Annotated in this window: 19 protein-coding genes and 2 pseudogenes; 7 read left to right on the top strand and 14 right to left on the bottom strand. The window is 47.3% G+C overall.

Annotation, left to right across the window (positions count from 1 at the left end; all coding sequences use genetic code 11):
• The first annotated feature begins 83 nt into the window (after window positions 1-83).
• Window positions 84-944 (top strand): helix-turn-helix domain-containing protein, encoded by an 861-nt coding sequence (locus ACX1DY_RS00365; RefSeq protein ID WP_458962224.1) that lies wholly within the window; start codon window positions 84-86, stop codon window positions 942-944.
• A gap of 37 nt (window positions 945-981) precedes the next feature.
• Here ACX1DY_RS00365 and ACX1DY_RS00360 read toward each other — a convergent pair whose 3' ends face one another.
• The 4 genes from ACX1DY_RS00360 to ACX1DY_RS00345 all read right to left on the bottom strand — a co-directional run bounded on the left by ACX1DY_RS00360 (window position 982) and on the right by ACX1DY_RS00345 (window position 5,838).
• Complete coding sequence (locus ACX1DY_RS00360; protein ID WP_458962223.1) at window positions 982-3,795, bottom strand: glycoside hydrolase family 3 protein; 2,814 nt, start codon at window positions 3,793-3,795, stop codon at window positions 982-984.
• Entirely contained in the window at window positions 3,795-5,309 is a 1,515-nt protein-coding gene (locus ACX1DY_RS00355; RefSeq protein ID WP_458962222.1) for a glycoside hydrolase family 43 protein, read from the bottom strand. Before ACX1DY_RS00355 ends, ACX1DY_RS00360 begins: the two co-directional genes overlap by 1 nt.
• A gap of 120 nt (window positions 5,310-5,429) precedes the next feature.
• Window positions 5,430-5,561 (bottom strand): hypothetical protein, encoded by a 132-nt coding sequence (locus ACX1DY_RS00350; RefSeq protein ID WP_458962221.1) that lies wholly within the window; start codon window positions 5,559-5,561, stop codon window positions 5,430-5,432.
• A 13-nt stretch (window positions 5,562-5,574) separates the two neighbouring features.
• A complete protein-coding gene (locus ACX1DY_RS00345) occupies window positions 5,575-5,838 on the bottom strand; it encodes an EamA family transporter (RefSeq protein ID WP_458962803.1) in 264 nt (87 codons plus the stop codon).
• An 89-nt stretch (window positions 5,839-5,927) separates the two neighbouring features.
• Between ACX1DY_RS00345 and ACX1DY_RS00340 the strand changes: the two genes are divergently transcribed.
• On the top strand, window positions 5,928-6,689 hold the full coding sequence (locus tag ACX1DY_RS00340; protein ID WP_458962220.1) for a formylglycine-generating enzyme family protein: 762 nt from the start codon (window positions 5,928-5,930) through the stop codon (window positions 6,687-6,689).
• 186 nt (window positions 6,690-6,875) lie between these two features.
• Window positions 6,876-7,259, top strand: a complete 384-nt coding sequence (locus ACX1DY_RS00335; RefSeq protein WP_458962802.1) for an NUDIX domain-containing protein — start codon at window positions 6,876-6,878, stop codon at window positions 7,257-7,259.
• Between the two features lie 643 nt (window positions 7,260-7,902).
• Here ACX1DY_RS00335 and ACX1DY_RS00330 read toward each other — a convergent pair.
• Entirely contained in the window at window positions 7,903-8,676 is a 774-nt protein-coding gene (locus ACX1DY_RS00330; protein WP_458962219.1) for an SDR family NAD(P)-dependent oxidoreductase, read from the bottom strand.
• A gap of 127 nt (window positions 8,677-8,803) precedes the next feature.
• Between ACX1DY_RS00330 and ACX1DY_RS00325 the strand changes: the two genes are divergently transcribed.
• Window positions 8,804-9,643 (top strand): helix-turn-helix transcriptional regulator, encoded by an 840-nt coding sequence (locus ACX1DY_RS00325; protein ID WP_458962218.1) that lies wholly within the window; start codon window positions 8,804-8,806, stop codon window positions 9,641-9,643.
• A gap of 226 nt (window positions 9,644-9,869) precedes the next feature.
• Window positions 9,870-10,271 (top strand): annotated as a pseudogene (locus tag ACX1DY_RS00320) (helix-turn-helix domain-containing protein); the annotation flags it as partial.
• 138 nt (window positions 10,272-10,409) lie between these two features.
• On the opposite strand, the gene bshB2 reads toward ACX1DY_RS00320, so the two are convergent.
• The 9 genes and pseudogenes from bshB2 to ACX1DY_RS00275 all read right to left on the bottom strand — a co-directional run bounded on the left by bshB2 (window position 10,410) and on the right by ACX1DY_RS00275 (window position 18,631).
• Window positions 10,410-11,084 carry a bacillithiol biosynthesis deacetylase BshB2 gene (gene bshB2, locus ACX1DY_RS00315; RefSeq protein WP_458962217.1) on the bottom strand — a complete coding sequence of 225 codons (675 nt, stop codon included), beginning with the start codon at window positions 11,082-11,084 and terminating at the stop codon, window positions 10,410-10,412.
• Window positions 11,085-11,104: 20 nt separating this feature from the next.
• A complete protein-coding gene (locus ACX1DY_RS00310) occupies window positions 11,105-11,449 on the bottom strand; it encodes a YojF family protein (protein WP_458962216.1) in 345 nt (114 codons plus the stop codon).
• A gap of 43 nt (window positions 11,450-11,492) precedes the next feature.
• Window positions 11,493-11,720, bottom strand: a pseudogene (locus ACX1DY_RS00305) (NAD(P)H-dependent oxidoreductase); the annotation flags it as partial.
• 335 nt (window positions 11,721-12,055) lie between these two features.
• Window positions 12,056-14,311 (bottom strand): ATP-binding cassette domain-containing protein, encoded by a 2,256-nt coding sequence (locus tag ACX1DY_RS00300; RefSeq protein WP_458962215.1) that lies wholly within the window; start codon window positions 14,309-14,311, stop codon window positions 12,056-12,058.
• 170 nt (window positions 14,312-14,481) lie between these two features.
• Entirely contained in the window at window positions 14,482-15,225 is a 744-nt protein-coding gene (locus ACX1DY_RS00295) for an amino acid ABC transporter ATP-binding protein (RefSeq protein WP_458962214.1), read from the bottom strand.
• A gap of 15 nt (window positions 15,226-15,240) precedes the next feature.
• Entirely contained in the window at window positions 15,241-15,900 is a 660-nt protein-coding gene (locus ACX1DY_RS00290; RefSeq protein WP_458962213.1) for an amino acid ABC transporter permease, read from the bottom strand.
• 30 nt (window positions 15,901-15,930) lie between these two features.
• Entirely contained in the window at window positions 15,931-16,665 is a 735-nt protein-coding gene (locus ACX1DY_RS00285; RefSeq protein WP_458962801.1) for an amino acid ABC transporter substrate-binding protein, read from the bottom strand.
• A gap of 219 nt (window positions 16,666-16,884) precedes the next feature.
• The gene (locus tag ACX1DY_RS00280) at window positions 16,885-17,958 is read right to left on the bottom strand and encodes a hypothetical protein (RefSeq protein WP_458962212.1); all 1,074 of its coding nucleotides are present in this window, start codon (window positions 17,956-17,958) and stop codon (window positions 16,885-16,887) included.
• Between the two features lie 103 nt (window positions 17,959-18,061).
• Complete coding sequence (locus tag ACX1DY_RS00275; RefSeq protein ID WP_458962211.1) at window positions 18,062-18,631, bottom strand: TetR/AcrR family transcriptional regulator; 570 nt, start codon at window positions 18,629-18,631, stop codon at window positions 18,062-18,064.
• A 75-nt stretch (window positions 18,632-18,706) separates the two neighbouring features.
• Between ACX1DY_RS00275 and ACX1DY_RS00270 the strand changes: the two genes are divergently transcribed.
• Together ACX1DY_RS00270 and ACX1DY_RS00265 are read left to right on the top strand one after the other, a co-directional pair.
• A complete protein-coding gene (locus tag ACX1DY_RS00270) occupies window positions 18,707-19,408 on the top strand; it encodes an SDR family oxidoreductase (RefSeq protein WP_458962210.1) in 702 nt (233 codons plus the stop codon).
• A 254-nt stretch (window positions 19,409-19,662) separates the two neighbouring features.
• A complete protein-coding gene (locus ACX1DY_RS00265; RefSeq protein WP_458962209.1) occupies window positions 19,663-20,655 on the top strand; it encodes a glycoside hydrolase family 43 protein in 993 nt (330 codons plus the stop codon).
• The last annotated feature ends 51 nt before the right edge of the window (window positions 20,656-20,706 follow it).

Raw genomic sequence — 20,706 nt, 5'->3', positions numbered from 1 at the left:
TTACTCCTGCTGCAAACCTTGATTATCAAGTCATAAAACAGCATAATATGGACATAGACATCAACGGACTGGGTGGGAATATTTTGAGTAATGTATATTTAAACTGGTTTACGACCGATGAGAAATTTCCCTTTTTTATTCAATATGGAGGACATGAGGAGGAGATTTCGCTTCACCAGCATGTGGATTTCTCCGAATTGGTCATCGTACTGAATGGTCATGCTACACATGTCGTCAATAATGAAGAATCTTTTATCAAGAAAGGGAATGCATTTGTCCTGAACGGCGGAACTCCTCATGCTTACAAGGCGCCACATGATTTCAAAATTTGCAACGTAATGTACAAGCCGGAGATGTTGAAGTCAGCCGGGCCGGATCTGCGGTCCTTGAACGGTTATCAGGCGCTCTTCATTCTGGAACCGTTCTACCGCAGCATTAATCCATATCAAAGCAAATTGAACATGTCGATTGCAAGCCTTGAATATGTGTCATCCTTAGTTTCGGTCATGATTAAAGAATATGAGACCAAGCAGCAAGGCTATCAAACCATGCTCGTGTCACGGTTTATGGAGCTTGTCGTTTATTTGTCCAGGCAATATGACCATCAGGAGACAGGGGTAGACAATAGTCTGATGCATTTGGCCAGTGCAATTTCTTACATTGAGGACCACTATCTGGACCAAGTGACGCTTGAGGAGATTGCGGCCAAATCAGATATTTCCGTCAGACATTTGAACCGGATTTTCCAGGCATATTATCAAACAACACCGATTGCTTATCTTCACCGGCTGCGTTTGGAGCGGGCTTGCACACTGCTAAAACAAACGAACCGCTCCATTACAGATATTTCATACGAGTGCGGATTTAACGACAGCAATTACCTCACCCGCCAATTCAAAAAAAGCTACGGTGTAACGCCGAAAGCATTTCGTAAAATGCAATAACCGATGCTTCAGCCGGCATTTCTCTGTTTGCCAGAAGTCATTTCAGACAAAAAGTGCTGATCTGTACATCGCCCTTGAGGTGCAGGTAAACCTTATATCGTTCTATTGGGACAAGCCTGGATGGAACCTCACATTCCACAGTCGTCCAAGCTTGAGTTCCACCAGTCGGCAGAACGGGACAGACAAGAACGCAATCACCGCCAGGGGAATTAAGCGTTAAGACGATCTCCCCACCCCGGATATTACCTGTGACCCTGGCGATGAACTTCACCGGCCATTCGCCCAGAGCTACGTCGTGGAAAGCAATCCAGCCGCTGTCTTCAACGGGGCGAATGCTCTCTCCTCCTTCCCTGCATTCATCAATGTAAACCTTCTCGTAATCATCATAGTTAACCGCTTTTACCGGTCCCCAAAGTGAGCGTGCAGGGATCTCCTCTCCTTCCACATACAGTGAAGCCAGCGAAATAATGTTGGAAGAAGATGGCCCGGCCATAAGCGTATACACCCCCTTCTCCACACAATACCGTTCACGGGTTACGTCCCAGAATGCCAGTTCATCTTCCTTTAATGTAAATAAAATGGTTGTGGATTCCCCCGGCTGTAAATGCACACGCTCGAAACCTATCAGCGTTTTCAGTGGACGTGTGACACGCGAGTTCTCGGCTCGAATATAGAGCTGAACAACTTCGTCCCCTGGTCTGCTTCCGGTATTGCCAACATTAATAGAAACTGAGAACGTCTCATTATCCTTGGCGGCCACACGGCCGATTAACAACTCACCGTATTCAAAGTCTGTGTAGCTAAGACCATGGCCGAACGGATACAGTACTTCTCCATCGAAATACTGATAGGTACGCTTTCCCTTGATAATGTCGTAATTCATAAGATTCGGCAGTTGCTTCACCGAGCTGTACCAAGTCATGTTTAACCTGCCTGCAGGATTGTAATCACCAAAAAGCACATCGGCTACAGCATGGCCCAGTTCTTGACCGGCATGTGATGTGAATACGATTGCTGGGACATGCTTGTTTACCCAATTGATCGCAAAGGGATAGCTGCCAACGATTACGACAATGGTCTTTAGATTTACAGCCCGGACTGCCTGAATAAGTGCATGTTGAGCAGGAGGAAGTATGAGCTCTGTCCGGTCGACCGTCTCTTTTCCATTGATATAAGGGTTGTTGCCGACAAATACAATTGCTGTCTCTGCTTCTTTTGCCAAGTGCATGGCCTCTTCAATCCCGTGGTGCACGATCTCAATGACAAATTCGCCGATGCCGTCATCTTCATTTGCTTTTAAAAGCCCAAGGTCGCTTAGGACAATAGGTTTGTTATCCCATGATTTTATCGTGATGCGGCCATTCTCCAGCACTTCGAACCTGAGCGTTTCCTTGACGTACCAACCTTCCACTGCTTCTGCAGTAGCAGTCATAAGACCATTTTCACTTTCCGTGACATATTTATTGCTGTCCATTGCCCGTAATGTGAAGCTTCCAAAGCCCCAGTCATTGTACTCAAACACAGCCGCCTCAGCTGCGGTGCTGCAATCTGCCGCCAATACAGCGGGAATATTCTCGTGATCACGTATACACACGTATTTCCCGCTGGTAACGGAGCGTAGGCGAATTTGATCCACACCTGTTGTATATCCAACCGGATGGTCCTGCATTTTTTCTTTAATTCCTTGGAGCGGGGTAATACGGTAAGGTGGCGTTCCGCTATAAGCATCAGTGAAAGCCTCACCAGCCAAAGGCCCGATTACCACCACAGAACCTGTTTTCGGCCTTAGCGGCAACACACCATCATTTTTCAGCAAGACAATGGATTCTTTGGCTGCTTCAAGTGACAAAGCCCTATGCTCCGGCGAAGACAATTTCTCCTCTGGAACATGGCTGTAAGGATTCCGCTCTGCAGGATCAAATTCGCCCAGCCGGAACCGCACGCGAAACGTGTTACGCAGCGCCCGGTTGAGGTCATCATCTGTAAGAAGCCCTTGATATAGTGCATCACGCAGCGCTTGAAAGGACAGCGGCTGATCATCCGTTATGCTATCAATACCAGCCTTGATCGACCCCGCTACGGCTTTTGCATAAGAATCGGTGTAGTGATGATCTGTCACCGTTCCCAGAATGTCCCCGGCATCGCCAACAACAAAGCCGTCCATACTCCACTCGCCTTTGACGATATCTTTCACTTCAGAATTAAGGTTGCATGGAGTTCCGTTAACTCCGTTATAGGCAGTCATTATGGAACCGGCGCGGCCCTCCCGGTCCGCTGGTTCAAATGCCTTTAAATAATATTCGCGTTTATTGCGCGGGTCGATGCTGACTGAAGCACTGCCGCGGTTCTCTTCATTGTTATTGGCATAAAAATGCTTTAACGTTGCGACTGCCTTGTAATAGAAAGGGTCGTTTCCCTGAAGACCTTGGACCAGGCTGGTTGTCAGTTTTCCCGTCAAATAAGGATCTTCTCCATACGCTTCTTCGGTACGGCCCCATCTTGGGTCCCGCTCCATGTCTACAGTTGGTGCCCAAATCGTTAGACCATTAACGGTGGGGTTGCGCTGATAGTACACCCTGGCCTCATCGCCTATGGCGGAGCCGATTTTATTGAGCAATTCGGGATTCCAGGTGCAGGCAAGACCTATGTTCTGTGGAAAAACGGTTGCTTCTCCCAGCCAGGCTACCCCGTGCGCCCCCTCCGTGCCGTGCTTATACTTGTGTATACCAAGACGCGGAATATCCGCCTGGTACTGGCACATCAATTCTATTTTTTCCTCGCGGCTAAGGCGCAGTATGAGGTCATCTACCCTCGCTGCCAGCGGCAGATCCGGGTTCCGATAAGGAAGCATTATTCGGTCACCTCATAATCGAACCAGTCAAATGACGCAGGAGCAGGGTCCGTCGCTTCAGAGATTGCATACATGGCTGCCATTACTCCTACAAAGCCGCCGGCGACTTCGGTGGAGAGAAGATGGGTTTCACCCCAGCCTATTTCTATTGCATCCTGTTGTGAGGTACGGACAGATGCCACAAATTTCTCGGGCAGGGCCTGGAATTGAAGCACAATAGGCCCCCCTTCAGGACAATCGCGGGTTTCCATGGTCTGCATTGAACCGACCGTCCGGCGGAAGATTAGCTTCCTGCGGCCTTGAACGGATTTTACTGCCAAGTCGTAATGATGCTTCTCGTCCATATACATGGTTAATCCCGCTTCTTCTCCGTCGTGCTTCGGATCGAACTCCAGCTTAGTCTCCACTCTGCAGGAAAAGTGACAAAGGCGGCGGCCTACAAAGGTGGGTGACCCCACTTCATTTAATGTTGCTGCTTGTCCATGCAAGACAAGAAATCCCGGACGTTCCGCTAGTGACCAGCTTCCCTCAGCAGGATTACGTAAGAATGTCCAGATCATATCCAGCTTCACATCATTGAAGTCGTCTCTGTGCGGCTTGGCTGGCCATGACACTTGAGGCAGCTTGGGAGCATCCATGACCGGCTCAATATGCGTATCATTGCCTACAATAGGCCATCCATCAGATGTCCAGCTCACAGGCGCCAGAAAAACCTCTCTTCCCAGATGATGTCCCATAGGGTAGGATACCGGTCTTATCCCCAAGCACACAGCCCACCAGCTTCCGTCATGGGCTTCGATTAAATCCGCATGACCTGTTGCATATATGCCGTTCCCCATACTTCTATTCGTGAGAATCGGATTGCTTGGACAAGGCTCAAATGGCCCATATGGATGATTGCTTCTTGCGATCGTTTCCATATGTCCATATTCGGTTCCCCCTTCGGCGATCATCAAATAATATAGTCCGTTGATTTTGTACAAATGAGGTCCTTCGGGATGAGCTCCTCCTGTACCTTTCCAAATCAAGCGTTTCTCTGACAGTGTGGCTCCGGTTTCAATATCAATCTCGCATTGGTAGATACCATCGCCCTCAGCTCCGGTAGTTGGAGACTGTAAATATACGCGGCCGTCGTCATCAAACATCAGGGAAGGATCGATACCACCTTGCGCGAGCTTCACCGGCTCCGACCAAGGTCCCTCAGGGTTCTGTGTCTTCACAAAGAAATTCCCGCCTCCGCTTACATTAGTAGTCACCATGTAAAACCAGCCGTTGTGATAACGGAGGGTTGGTGCATAGATTCCGCCAGAACTCCATGCACCCGAAAGTGGAAGCTGTCGCTCTGTTGTGAGGCAATGGCCGATCTGCCGCCAGTGGACCAGATCCTTACTGTGAAAGATAGGGACTCCAGGGAAATATTCAAAAGAACTTGTGACTAGATAGTAATCATCACCGACACGGCAAATACTTGGATCAGGATGAAAACCCGGTATGACGGGATTGTTGTACTGCATATATCCGCACTCCTGTCTATTTTTTATACAGATTATATAGCTCTCTGTTATTTCCACATTGTAGTACACTTTCACTTTGCCAAACCTTCATTTTCAAGTCATATGTTTAGCATGATCTAGTCATTTATAATAAAACAAAAAGTCGTCTACATTGACGACTTTAAGAGACTCTTTTGCTTTTGCGAAAAATTCAGCTTTGATTATTGTTCCAACACAAATATCCAGTTTCAAAAAATCGTCGATCGTTGCCATGTCAGTGTCCACCTCATCCATTGATTTCTAATTTTCGGGTTAAAGAAGGCGTCCAGAAGTAACCTGCCATCCCCAATAAAGTTATCAAACCACCAAAGAATTGAAACCCAGAGATCGTCTCACCCAAGAATAAATAGGCAAGAAAAATGGCCAGAACAGGTTCTCCAATTGTCCCTACAGAAACCGTAGTGGCCCCTATTGCTTTCAACAGCAGATTAAAAATGTATTGTCCAAATATGGTTCGTTTATGGGATAAACGTAGAAAATAAAGCTGTATACTGAGAACTTGTAGTGTTAGACTGAATTGGTCATTGAGCTAACGGGCAGATTAGTTATAAAAAAATATTGAATAGATAAGAGGTCAATATGACAATTGGAAAGTACGAAATTGACATTCAAGAAAATTTAATGAATTCGATGGTACCAATAGAAGGTGGGACTGTCGAATTACGCGATTATATTAATCTCAACAAGTGGCTTAGTTCTGATTACACTTTATCGGATCCTGGAAGAGGAAGCGATAAAAAGGTTATTACATGGACTGAAACGATTGAACCTTTCTATGTAATGAAATATCCGGTAACACAGGAGTTGTATCATTTTGTCATGCATACACAAGAAGTAGACCCTAAAGTGAATAACCTGCCAATTACGGAAGTTTCGTGGTTAGATTCGCTAGTCTTTTGTAACAAATTGTCCAGAATACTTGATAGGACTGAATGCTACACATTCACTGATGAAAGTGAGAACACTGTATATAACAAAAAAGCGAATGGCTTTCGATTACTATCAGACGCTGAATGGCAGTATGCGTGCAAAGCGGGAACCAAGGGATATCGGTATGAAAAAATTAATAAGATTGCATGGTATCAAGAAAACTCCAATGGTTCAGCTCAAATGGTCGGGAAACTGCTACCTAATCCATGGGGACTTTACGATATGATTGGAAACGTCTGGGAATGGTGTTGGGATTTATATGATCCTGAACGATATGGGAACTATAGAGTCTTCCGGGGAGGCAGTTGGGCTGAAATTGAAAATAATTGCGGTTCTACGATTAGGAGGAAAAGCATGCCTAATTTCAAGATAGATGACCTTGGCTTTAGAATAGCATTTACAAATCAATAAGATTGCATGCCTCGCACATATCAGGGCCAGAGATTCGCGGTAATACGTCATTGGTCAAACTAAAGGAATCAATAGTATATTTCCACTAACAGAGACGATAGCGTAGCGATGGAGCCGATCCATCGCTGATTTCATTGCTGCTAGCCCCGTTCCGACAACTGGCATAACGCAATATACTAATTGGATGTGATAGATGATGGAAAAGATAAGACTTCGCGCTTGATTGAAGCTGCGCAACGGGAAGCAAAAGAAGAGACTTGTGTTGAGGTAGAAGTTGGTCCAGTTGCTTTTGTTTACGAATATCAACCAACGAAAAACAACTACATTTACGGAGATACTCATTCAGTAGGAGTTACATTTAGATGTAAGTTGAAATCAGGATCGCATCCCAAACTTCCTGGAAATCCAGATCCTCACCAGATTGGTGTCAAATGGATCCCTATTTCGGAGTTGCATTCCATTCAACTATATCCAGAGATTAATAAAGATATTGTTGATTACTTTAGTGGTGAAAATTACCGCAATTATGTTGAGGAACATGAAATTCAACTGAGCAAGTCATTGTGCTAAGAAGACGATAATTGAATCATTAAATATCTGGCTGCCGCGGGTCTGATCGGGCTACCTTGTTACGCTTTTTGCGCTGTTTTCGTAAATATTGTTGCAGTAGTAACCTGAATGGGTTTGCTGTTGGAGATACTATCCATAATGCAACCCATTTTTACATGATCTCGGTCGTACCCCATGCCCATCAAGCTAAGAAATTAATACACCCCCAAAACGAAAAAAGCTATTCTTTTTGTAAATAAAGGATGGATTTTTTTCATTTTGGGGTATTCGAAAATTTTAGCTTGATGGGCATGTGGCATTACTCCAAGTACTCAGAAAATAGTTGCATAGAGCAAGTGTTGACTTCGAACATAAAAATACAACGCCCAAGGCATGCAGCCCACATGGCGATGTATTCATTGATTAATTACTGCTATGTCGTTTAAGCCCTCTCTTCTTCCCCCACAGCCACCGGATTCCCCTCATAGCTAATCCAATCACTCCAGCTCCCTGCATAGAGCCGCACATTCACAACATGGAGGATAGATTGTGACATCCCGAGTCACGTCATTAGCGGACGATACAACTTAAAGAGGTGACTGAAACCATACACAAGACACCGATTAAGGTACAGACCTAATTGGCCGGGTAGGGCAAGCCGCGTTTAGGCACTTAGCCCACCGTCAACCGGTAGGATTACCCCTGTAATGAAGGATGCATAATCGCTAAGCAACCAGGCCGCCGCCCGAGCGATCTCAATCGGTTCGGCCGGACGTCGGAGAGGCGTGTTGGCGCTAATTTGTTCGATAATTTTAGGGTTGATGGAAACCCATTGCTGAATCATATCCGTCATCGTGGTCCCAGGGGCAATTGCATTGACACGGATGCCGACTGGTCCGTACTCAATAGCAGCCGTTTGAGTCAGGCTGTTTACCCCCCGTTTAGATGCCCCGTACGCTCCTAACCCCGGATTTCCCTTTAGACTGCCCACACTGCTGGTATTGACAATAGCACCTGATCCCGAGGTCTCCAGCATAGCCTTAATTTGGGCTTTCATGGATAACCAGACTCCTTTATAGTTTACAGATTGAATCAGGTCAAAATCTTCTTCTTTTTCATCGAGCAACGAGGATACCGTGACTCCGATGCCTGCATTGTTGAAAGCGGCATTAAGGCGGCCATACCGTTCCACTGTCGCTTTGACAGCTTCCTCGATGTTGCTCGCATCTGACAGATCAGCTGTGAAATAATCTGCATTTCCACCGGATGCCGTGATTTCATCTTTGACTTTGCGCAACTCGTGTTCCGTCCGAGCGATGAGCATCACCGAAGCGCTTTGCTCAGCAAACAATTTCGCTGCCGCAGCTCCGATCCCCCGTCCGGCGCCTGTAACCATTATCACTTTGTTCGTCAACAATTGTGTTGAACTATTTGTCATGTTCATTCTCCTTTGCCTTAGGCGTATTGATATCATCGATCACCTTGAGTATACTTTGACTATGATTTCGTGACGAGAGCCTGCTTTATGGTAGGTTTCTGAGTGCTAGGATAAGGGGGGATTCCCGTTGAATGATAGTGAACGCCGTATAGCTCTGGGTATTTTTTTGCGAAGTCTAAGATCGTCGATCTCTCCCCTCGATGTTGGATTGCCGACCGGCAATCGTCGCCGGACACATGGCCTGCGCCGCGAAGAAGTTGCTCAGCTCGCCAACATAGGCCCATCATGGTATACCCGGCTAGAGCAAGGACGTGATATCCGCCCTTCGGTGAACGTGCTGGAGAGCCTGGCTTCGGCGCTCAAGCTAACACCCAATGAGCGGCGGCATCTCTTTCTGCTCGCCGGAGAGTCGTTGCCCCCTCAATGGACTGCTGCTGAAGAGAAGCTCAATCCATCCATTCAGGTGATGCTGGACGAATTAAATCCGAATCCGGCCTATGTTATTGGGAGAAGATGGGATTTTATAGCCTGGAATAAAGCCGCGGATGCGGTGTTTATGATTCTTGGGTCCTCGCCGCCGCATGATTACAATTTGATCTGGCGCCAATTCACGGACCCTCTTTGGAGAGAAGGGTCAGAGGATTGGGAATCCGTCTCACAGAGAATTGTTGCCGAGTTCCGTACGTCGAGAGCCCGCTACATGGATGATGTTTCATTCGACAGATTAATCGACGATCTGAAACGAGTAAGTTCCGATTTTACACGGATGTGGCAGTACCATGAGGCACCTAGAACCCTTGATGGGTATAAGAAACTTTGTCACCCCGCTCTTGGAGCTTTAGAGTTTGAGCATATCACCCTTCAATTCCCCAATGACCCGGATCGACGGATCATGATCTATATACCGCTTACTGCAACAAAATCCCGTTTGGAGCATTATTTAGTGTTGGGTAATTCCGCTTTGTAATCGTCATTCATTAGGTAAGCCCATGCTGTACAGTTTGCATAGTTGAGAAATCCTTCAACACAAAAAGCCCGCGTCGCTCGCGGGCTTAAGTTTTTTACTCGTTGTCTACACTTCCCCAGTAGCCACTAAATTCTCCTCATAACTAATCCAATCTCTCCAGCTGGCATTGCTGTTAGAAACTGCTTTCAGGGTGCCGTATTGCTCCCGAACCAGGAAAAGCCACTCTATGTACTACACCACCCCGAGAGAGGATGCAGAGCTATACCTTAGCGTACGATTTCCGCGTTTTGTTGGCGGGATCCTTGTCGGTACCCCTACTATGGAAAAAAAGTATGTACACCCTTATACAAATTCTTTCTTATTGGCATACGTAATCAAGGGTACTGCTGAATGGGAATATGAGGTTTCGATCAAAAGCGTACAATTATGGTTAACCTTAATCTCTAATATTTCTCTTTCGTCCGCACATCTAAGTGTTTCGGAATGCAATCGCAGTTTTAAGAGAACTATTCATATGACAGCTTACGATTACTTGATTAAGTACCATATTAAGAAAAGCAGTGAAATGTTGATCTCAACCGATTATACAATAACCGAAATAGCCCAAAAGGTCGGGTTCCATCATGTAAACCACTTCATCCAATCCTTTAAAAAACATCATGAAAAAACACCTCGGGATTCCGGAATTATAGAAATGAAATCATTGATTAATGTAAAGCGCCGAGAAATTAAAAGAGAACGCCCGGTTAGGGACGCTCTCTTTGATTTAATCGAACTGGTATGTCCAAAATTGTTCTGTTCCGAAACGGTTCCGGATCTCCTCATCTGTCAGTTCCCGGTTCCCGACAAGCTCCGCTGCCTGGAATTGCGTACGGTGTGCTTGAATTGAGGCCATTTTCTTCGAAAGGAATGCGGTCACGTCTACTGTTACATCTGCTTTCCCGATCATCTGCTCGTGATTGCTGGAGAACGCGTTGCAGTATACAAGCGGCCGTTCTTCCTCCGGGAGTTGGCTGATCGTCCGGATGACAGCGGCTCCTGTGGCATCGTGATCAGGATGCACACTATACCCTGGATAAAATGTGATAACTAGCGACGGGTTCAGTTCCTTGAGTAGCGCTTTGACCGTATTGTCCAGCAATTGCTGGTCTTCGAACTCGACCATTTTATCGTGGAAGCCAAGCATCCTTAAGTCTTGGATGCCAATCGCATTGCTAGATGCTGTAAGTTCTTCCTTACGGATGCCCGGTAAGGTGACACGGTTTGCGAACGGCGGAATTCCCATGTTTCGCCCCATCTCCCCTAAGGTCAGACAAGCATAGGTAACTTGAGCACCGCTTTGTATGTACATTGCTAATGTCCCTGCTGCAACGAATGATTCGTCGTCGGGATGGGGGAACACAACTAAAATGCGCTGATGTTCAGCTCGTGTAGTATTCATGGCTTCTCCTCTGCTTATCATCAGAACTTTTCCCGGCTTAGTTGCAATGCAACCATTAACTTTCCTTGATCGTCGTGCCCAGCCATGATAAGTCTCCCGGTTTCTGACTCATCTACATGTGTAAGGCCCTCGGCATAAATCCAGCCCTGTGTTGTCTTTAAGCCTACCCGGTATGGACCAGTGCCGGAGATGGAGCCATGTGTATATCGGACAACCGCATTGGATATAAACGCTGACGCCGGGTGACGGGTACTGTCCAGGTGACTGGTGTAGGCGCCTGTTGTGACTTCAAGGTGTACGTATAAATCCTGACCGGCAAGGCGGTCAATCCGAGCTTGTATCTCTGGGGGATGAATCAGTTGCATGGCAGCCTCCTTGTGTGGTGAAAACGTGAAGTATGGTGTTATTTTAACACAAGTCCAGTAGAATAGTCTTATGGTGTCTAAGTACCTCGCAAAGCCGATCCGCCATTCCCTCAACGAACAATTTAGTATTATCAGCTACTCCCATGAACTGCATAATTGTGCGAATATAACTATGACCGGACTCAAGGGAAGCGGCAGGACCTTCAGAGTAAACTCCGCCGCAGGCTTGGATGTGTAGCGACTTTTTATCAGCCAGAAGTCCGATAGGACCTGTATTTCTGCGTGTTATTCTAATCGAGTGGGTCACGCACAATGGACAAGAAGCTTACAATTTCTCAATAAAACACCATTTTGATCTTAATCTGCTTGGACCGATTTTTATACTAATGGCTACTGCAATGATTATTGTTCGTGTAAGTGGCATTTTCATCAGAGTCGCACAGAGCAAATCTAGAACATTGACCAAGCGGGTTGTATAAATCATCCCTGCGAGCAGCAAAACTTTATCACAGGGATAGGTACACTTATTTCGGCTAAATAGCCTGTTTTTTGGACCAAGTTCTTGTCCCGTCAAAGGAGAAGGACTTGGCCCCTTTTTTTAATGTATTATATTAAGTATCTTCCCGTTATCGACTGCTTCGAATGGATGATTTGCGAAGGTGTGCCCTCGAACACCACCTGGCCGCCCTTGCTGCCTCCATCCGGACCCATATCGATAATCCAATCCGCTTGGCTGATCACATCGAGGTTGTGTTCGATGACGATCACCGTATTGCCGGTGTCCACGAGGCGGTTCATGATCTCTACAAGGTGCCCGATATCTGACATATGAAGGCCGGTCGTCGGCTCGTCCATTACATAAATGCTGCCCTGCTTATGCAGTTCACTTGCCAGCTTGATGCGTTGGCATTCCCCTCCTGAGAGCGAGCTGAGCGGCTGGCCGAGTGTAATATAGTTGAGTCCCACATCGCTCATCGCCTGGAGCTTGCGCACAACCTCTTTTAGCTGAAAAAAGTCCAGTGCCTGTTCCACCGTCATCTCCAGCACATCTGCAATTGACTTGCCGTTCAGTCTGTACGCAAGCACCTCTTCCTTGAACCGTCTGCCTCCGCATACTTCGCATGGCAGCTTCACACTCTCGAGGAATGCCAGGTCTGTATACACAACACCCAGCCCTTGGCAGTTCTCGCAAGCCCCCTTGGAGTTGAAGCTGAACAAGCCTTGATTCACTTTGTTCGCGGAAGCAAACGCCTTGCGCACATCATCCATAATGCCCGTGTAGGTCGCGGGGTTCGAGCGGGTTGACACTCCTATCGCCGATTGGTCGATAACGATCGCATCCGGGTGCTGGCTGAGGAACACGTCGTTAATCAGCGTACTTTTGCCTGAGCCGGCGACACCTGTAACTACTGTCAGTACTCCTGTTGGGATATCCACACTCACATTCTGCAGATTGTGAAGTGTAGCTTCCTTAATAGGTAGCTTGCCGGTTGGCTGCCTGAAATCGTGCTTCACCTGGAGCGGTCTCTTCATATAGTTGCCTGTCAGCGTACCTGCATCCAGCAGTCCCTGGAAGCTTCCTTCATACACGATGGTACCGCCGTGGCTGCCTGCATGGGGCCCGACGTCGACAATATGATCCGCCAGCTTGATTACATCGGGATCATGCTCGACAACAATTACGGTATTGCCCTTGTCACGCAGCTTCTGCAGCAATTCATTTAACCGGTGTACATCACGGGGGTGCAAGCCAATACTAGGCTCATCGAAGATGTAAGTGACATCTACGAGACTGCCGCTCAGGTGCTTCACCATCTTGACGCGCTGTGACTCGCCGCCGGACAAAGTATCCGTCTCGCGGTCCAGCGTCAGGTAGTCAAGTCCGATATCCACCAGATGCTGTAGCCGCTCCGTCAGCGATTTGACGACCGGCGCGGCGGCAGGATCGTCAATCTCCCGAATGACGCGGATAAGCGATCCAGCCTCCATGGAGGACAGCTCTGCAATATTTAGTCCATTGATCCGGCAACTGAGCGCGGCCTGACTGAGTCTCGCGCCGTGACAGCTGGAGCAGGGACCCTCGGAGATGTACGGCGCAACAGCTTTCTGTGTGCGCTCGGACTTCATCTTCACATCCTGCTTGATGTATTTGTTGGTGAACTTCTCAATGACGCCTTCCACTGTAATATTCGTTGCCTTCCCGGCAAAATCCATCTTCACTTTCCTTGCCTTGGCGTACAGCAGCTGCTCCAGTTCCTCATCCGAATAATCGCTCAGCTTCTTGTCAGGATCGAAGTCCCCCGACTGCAAGATCATGTTCAACTCCCAGCCGCCCATCGAATAATCCGGCAACAGAATTGCCCCTTCATTGAGCGACTTTGACATGTCCAGCGCTTTGCTCATGTCAACGCCGAGCCTGCGGCCGATGCCGCTACACTCAGGACACATGCCTTGCGGATCGTTGAATGAGAACATGTTCGCTTGTCCAACATAGGGCTGACCTACTCGGGAGAAAAGAAGACGGAGAATAGGAGAAATATCGGTAATCGTGCCCATCGTGGAATGGGAACCACCTCCGAGCCGCTTCTGATCTACAATAACCGCCATGCTCAGGTTCTCAATCGCGTCTGTATCCGGCTGCGGAACGCGGGGCAGGAAATTACGCACAAACATGCTGAAGTTCTCATTCAGCAATCGCGTGGATTCTGCAGCAATCGTATCAAAGACGATTGATGACTTGCCGGACCCGGATACTCCTGTGAAGATCGTGATTTTCCGCTTCGGAATGCGCAAGGATACGTTCTTAAGATTATTCTCTCTCGCACCCGAAATTACGATATACTCCTGATTTGATTCGCTCATGTCAACATCCTTCCGGGTAGTGTTAATGGACACTATTTTGTCACACTTTGATTATAGGCGACCACTTGGTGTTGTGTCATCAGGATTAATATACCCTCATACAAAAGAAGCCCGCAAAAAAAGTGCATAGCCGCCGCCATGCACCTCCAGATTCTCATATTCTTCTACTTCTAATCCTGTTGTAAAAACGTCCGGGTCCGCTCAAGCTGCGGGCTGCCGAAGATCTGCTCCGGTGTTCCCGATTCGGCAATTTCCCCGTTGTCCATGAAGAATACACGGTCCGCTACATCGCGGGCGAAGTTCATTTCATGCGTGACGATCATCATCGTCATGTTCTCCTCTGCAAGCTGGCGGATAACCCGCAGCACCTCGCCGGTCAGCTCGGGATCAAGCGCCGACGTCGGCTCGTCAAACAGCAGAATGTCCGGGTTCAGCATCAGCGCTCTGGCGATAGCTACCCGCTGCTTCTGCCCGCCCGACAGCATGGAAGGATACACGTCCGCCTTATCGGCAAGGCCCACCTTGGAGAGCAATTCCATGCTTTTGGCGGTAATATCCTGAACACTCTCCCGCTTGAGTGTTCTTGGGGCAAGCTCCAGATTTCCCCGCACGCTCAAGTGAGGGAACAGATTAAAATGCTGAAACACCATACCCATAGTTGCAGTAATCTTTCTTATGTCCGCACCACTAGCATATCTGCCGTTGTCCACCAGCGGCTTGCCGTGAATAAAGATGCTTCCGCCGGTAACCTCCTCCAGATGGACAAGACTGCGCAGCATCGTGCTCTTTCCGGAGCCGGAAGGCCCGATCACCGCTACAACCTCTCCCGGGCTCACATCAAAGGTAATCTTTTTCAACACATCGAGACTGCCGAAGGATTTCTGCAATTGTTTGACTTCAATCATACTACTCATATTTGGACAGCCCTTCTACTCAAATTTGAAACGTTTCTCCAGTGCCTTGAAGAACAGCGTCAGTATTAGTGTCACCAGCAAATAAATAACGCCAGCTACTACAAATGGGGTCACCGTAAAATCACGGTTCACCGCCGTTTTCGCGTAATTCAGCAGCTCCGGTACGGCTACGGCATAGAGCAAAGCGGTGTCCTTGACCAAGGTAATCGACTCATTGGCTACCGCGGGCAAAGCAATTCGGAACATTTGGGCGAGAATTACCTTGCGCAGGGTCTGCCATTTGCTGAGTCCGAGAACCTTGGCCGCTTCATGTTGTCCTTTATCAATCGAGAGCAGCCCGCCGCGGAAGATCTCGGCAAAATAAGCGCCATAATTAAGGATAAAACCAAGACTGGCCGCGACGAAGCGGTCCATGACCAGATACTGACCAATCACCGGAATCTGCGGCAATCCGAAGCAGAAGAACAGCAGCTGCAGCAAAAGCGGAGTTCCGCGCATGACGTAAATATAAGTGTGTGCAATCCAGGCCAGCGGTTTGATGGTGCTCTTGGCCATCAGCGTCACCAGCATCCCAAGCGGAATGGACAGCACGATGACAATCAGGAACAGCAGAACGGTCGTCCGCGCACCCTCCAGCATTGGTCCGGCAATTTTAATAATATAATCCATATTCATTTCTACAACCGACTCCTATGGGTAACAATCTTAGTTCAGTACTTTGTTCTCTCCGAACCACTTCTTGGATATTTCGGCGGCCGTTCCGTCACTGCTCAGTTCATCCAGAGCCTTCTGCAGCTCAGTCAGCAGTGCTGCATTGCCCTTCTTTATCCCGATGCCGTATTGCTCAGGTGCAAGCGATTCAGCCAGCAGCTTGTAAGTGCCCGGTTCCTTGGACATGTAATATTTAGCCACCACTTCATCGATGACGACTCCATCCAGCCGTTTGGACTTCAAATCCGTCAGGGCAAGCACATTGTCCGGAAATTCGGATACATTCGCAATCTTCGCTTTGACCGGGCTGGAATTCAGGGCGTCGGCAGCCGATGAGAGACTTTGCAGTCCGACTTCTTTTCCGGCCAGATCATCTAGCTTCGTTAACGATGAATCCGCCAGCACGACAACAACCTGGCTGTTCTCAAGATAAGGCTTTGTAAACAGCACCTTCTCCTTACGCTCGTCCGTAATGGTGTATCCGTTCCAAATCATATCAATGCGTCCGCTGTTCAGCTCCGATTCCTTGGACGACCAGTCAATCGGCTGGAAGGTAACCTCTTTACCCATTTTCTCAGCCGCCGCTTTCGCGTAATCAATATCAAAACCGACAATTTCATTGTTATCATCCCTGAAGCCCATCGGGGCAAACTTATCATCTATGCCAATTACCAGCTTGCCGTCATGGCCGCTTGAACTGGAACAGCCTGCTATTGCTGCAATTGCCATAACTATTAATAGAACCATTAAGCCTTTTCTCTTCATCTCTCTAATCCCCCTAGTAAGTAACACACAGTATCATACGCTTTAGTTCGTTAACACGTTATCAGGTTATCATGATAACATATCATGTGAGCTGCGTCGATAGCAACATAATGATAGAAATGCAAAAAGTGACTCTCAACGAAAGAGGGTCACTTTTTTACGCTACCTTATGTTCCTTTAAAGCTACATTTGATAAATGTATTTGACCTTGTTATTGATGAAGTATAAGTACACGTTACCGTAAACGAGATATCCCAAATCTTCGTTAATGCTGTCCGCGTCGCCCCAGGAAAGGAAAACCTCCTCGGGCTTCATGCCAACGATTACCCTCTCTTCACGGATAGCCACCCATGCTTTGTCACTGATGTCAAATATATTGCGCGGATTTTTGAAATAAAAAAGTCCGGTGATGTATTCAGCTGGGTTCCCGCTCGGCTCTATCTTCATATTGATTTCCTGACCATTGGCCCGACGGATGATGATCTCTAAATTTCCGTTATTCGGATTGGAGCGGAAGTCTTTGACCGAGGCCTTCTCCATATTCTTATAAGGACTGTTGGCAATTTCCGAGTTTCTCGCCCATACAGGCTGCCCGTTAAAGACCTTCCTCAGTGCTTGGAGCATATCTTCGCTGTAGAGGGTATGGTCTTCATAAGTATCCAAATCCAGTGTCCAAATGGTTCCTGCTTCATTCTGCAAGGTGAAGGTCGGGCTAATCTCATCATACTGGACGTCCGTTACCCAGTGGCTTCCTGGATGCCCGTACATATAGACTTTTTTACCTACAACCAGGCCCATGGTTCCAGGAAGCTTACTGATCGCGTACAGCATGCTATTGCTCTTTGTCTTGCCCTCCTCTGTACTCCAGATGAACAAAGATATCGCACTGGATGCGTATTTGCCGTCAATGGCTCCGAGCTTAAGCAGCGTTTTGAAGGCGACATAATTAGAGTTGTTGTACAGAACTGAGTTGTCCTTGCTTAGCTTGGCGCTTCCTTTGCTGCCACTAATGGTTACAGCAGAGCCTGCAGAGGCAACAGAAATGTCCGGGATCTGATTCAAAAGCTTCACCGGCACATAAGAAGAACCGTTGACAAGCACTGACTTGGACGCCGAGATGATGAGCTTACCGTCTACAAACGTTGAGATTTCGTCATACGACGGTGCAACGGCTGCAGCGGCCCGTCCGGTACCCGCAGGATAGCCCAATCCTACTACGAGCAGCAGGGCGGTGAGCAGCATTACAATTTTTTTCATAGGTATTCTATTTCCTTCCCCCAATGATGTATGCTGTCCGGCTGAATGCCGGAGCAGCTCAATAGTGATTTCGACGGGAGACCAATAATTTCCTCCATTAAATTCAATGGAGTCCCAATACACTCTTGGCCTGTTTTTTCCCTGACTCAAGAATGCTGTCACTCACTACGGGATCCTTTATACCTCTGGCGAGTATAAGCGATCCAATCATAATACTGAGCACTTCCCCACCGGAAGACTTGTCACAGCCTGCAATCTCTGAGATGAAGTCAATAAACCGCTCCAGCTCTTGACTAAATACTTCACGTATCTCTTCCGAAGACTGGGCTATTTCTCCAGACAGCGTCGGTATAATACAGCCTCCCTCGATATTATCCCTATGAGCTGCACTCAAATATTGATTAATAACCGCATCAAATTTCGAATTATCATTCTCCTCCAGCGCAACTGTCCGCAAAGTATCCATTGTATCATTTACAATACTGCTGCACGTTTCAGCGATCAGTTGTTCTTTGCTTGCGAAATGCGAATAAAATCCCCCATGCGTTAAACCGGCCCCCTTCATGATAAAAGGGACACTTGTCTCTCTAATCCCATTTTTTCTAAAAGCTTGAGCAGCACTGTCAAGAATACGAGCGCGAACCTTAGCTTTATGGCCTACTGGATATGGCATTTCAACACCCTCTTTAATTTAAATCAAAATATTATATTCATCATATTTTAAGGCGATGGAAAAGGAGCGAGTACAATGGATATTTCTCAACAAGTAGCTTTAGTTAGTGGAGCCAACCGGGGGTTCGGTAAGTATTTGTCTATGGAACTCTTAAAAAGGGGTGCAAAAGTATATGCTGGCGCAAGAAACCCGAATTTGGTCAACATTCCTGGAGCCATTCCTTTACAGCTTGACATCACAAATCCCGGCTCCGTAACGGCTGCGGCGGAAGCTGCTCAAGATGTTACTCTGCTTATTAATAATGCCGGTTCGTCAACTGGAGCCTCTTTTCTAACGGGCAGCTTGGACGATATCCAGTTAGAATTTAATACCCATGTATTCGGCACGCTTTCAGTGATTAAGGCTTTTGCACCTCTTATCGAGAAAAATGGCGGCGGATCAATTTTAAATATTTTATCCGTATTATCATGGTTCAGTTCAGACAGTGCGGGAGCCTACTCGGCTGCAAAGTCTGCTGAATGGGCAATGACTAATGCTCTACGATTAAGTTTAGCCCCCCGAAATATCACAGTCGCCGGGTTACACGTAGGTTATATGGATACTGACATGACTGAAAGATTAAATGCCCCTAAGTCTGATCCAAAGGACATTGCCAAAATTGCAGTAGATGGTATTGAAGCCGAGCTTTATGAAATCCTTGCCGATGAAATCAGTATGAAAGTGCAAAAAGGTCTTGCCGGCGGCGTTAAGGCTTTATATCCGGAATTAACAAAATAAAGCAACACAATATTTGAACCCTCTTAGCCGGGGGCTGGAGATCTCTGCGCCTCACCTGGAGATCCTCCAGCCCCCCACGCTTATAACATGTAAAGTTTATCGGGTATAAACTATAATTTTCTATATTCACAGGGCCGCCTTTTCCTGCTAACATCATTTGTAAGCGGTTAAATTAGCATATGCTTCCGAAGTGGTTGTTGTACGAACCTGAATCTGTGAAGATTTGCTGACAAAAATATTTAGGAGGAAATGACGTGACCAAGCCCGTGCAGCCAAATGAGCCGATTGTAACTCATATGTATACCGCGGACCCTTCCGCACATGTATTTGAAGACAAAATTTATATTTATCCCTCTCATGACCTCGATCAAGAAATGGTCTCTAATGACAACGGCGATCAATACAATATGGAGGATTATCATGTTCTGTCCTTGGAAGAAGAAGGCTCCGTTTGCGTAGATCACGGCGAAGTGCTTCATCTGAAGGATGTTCCGTGGGCCAAGCAGCAAATGTGGGCCCCAGATGCCGCATACAAGAACAATACCTACTATTTGTATTTCCCGGCTAGGGACCATGATGATATTTTCCGGATTGGCGTAGCGACAAGCTCCTCCCCTTCGGGGCCATTTAAGCCTGAACCGAACTATATTCCCGGCAGCTTCAGCATTGATCCCGCCGTACTCGTCGATGACGATGGCAAAGCTTATATTTACTTTGGCGGCCTGTGGGGAGGCCAGCTTGAAAAATGGCAGACCGGCACATTTATCGCGGATGCCGAGGGGCCGGACGCAGCAGCACCTGCACTTGGTCCTATCGTAGCGGAATTGAGCGAGGACATGCTGAGCTTCAAGGGCGAAGCCAAAGAAATATCCATTGTCGATGCGAATGGTGATCCGATCCTTGCCGGCGATGAAGAGCGAAGATATTTTGAAGGTCCATGGGTACATAAATATAACGGTTATTATTATCTTTCTTATTCCACTGGCACTACCCACACTATTGTTTACGCTATCAGTAAAAATCCGCTTGGGCCTTATGTATATCAAGGAAAGATCCTTACACCGGTGGTAGGCTGGACAACGCACCATTCCATTGTTCAATTTAAGGAAAAATGGTATTTGTTCTACCATGACAGCTCCTTATCCAGGGGAGCCGACAATAAGCGCAGCGTGAAATATACGGAGCTGAAATATGGCGATGACGGCACCATTCAAACCATTCATCCATACAAGGATGCCATAGAATAGCTACAGAACAAACGGCTGTGCCGCCTTTCAAGGTGGACACAGCCGTTTGTG

The organism is Paenibacillus sp. BAC0078 (assembly GCF_054483875.1).
Note: the sequence above shows the minus strand (reverse complement) of the source record. Positions and strands in the feature narration are given on the sequence as shown.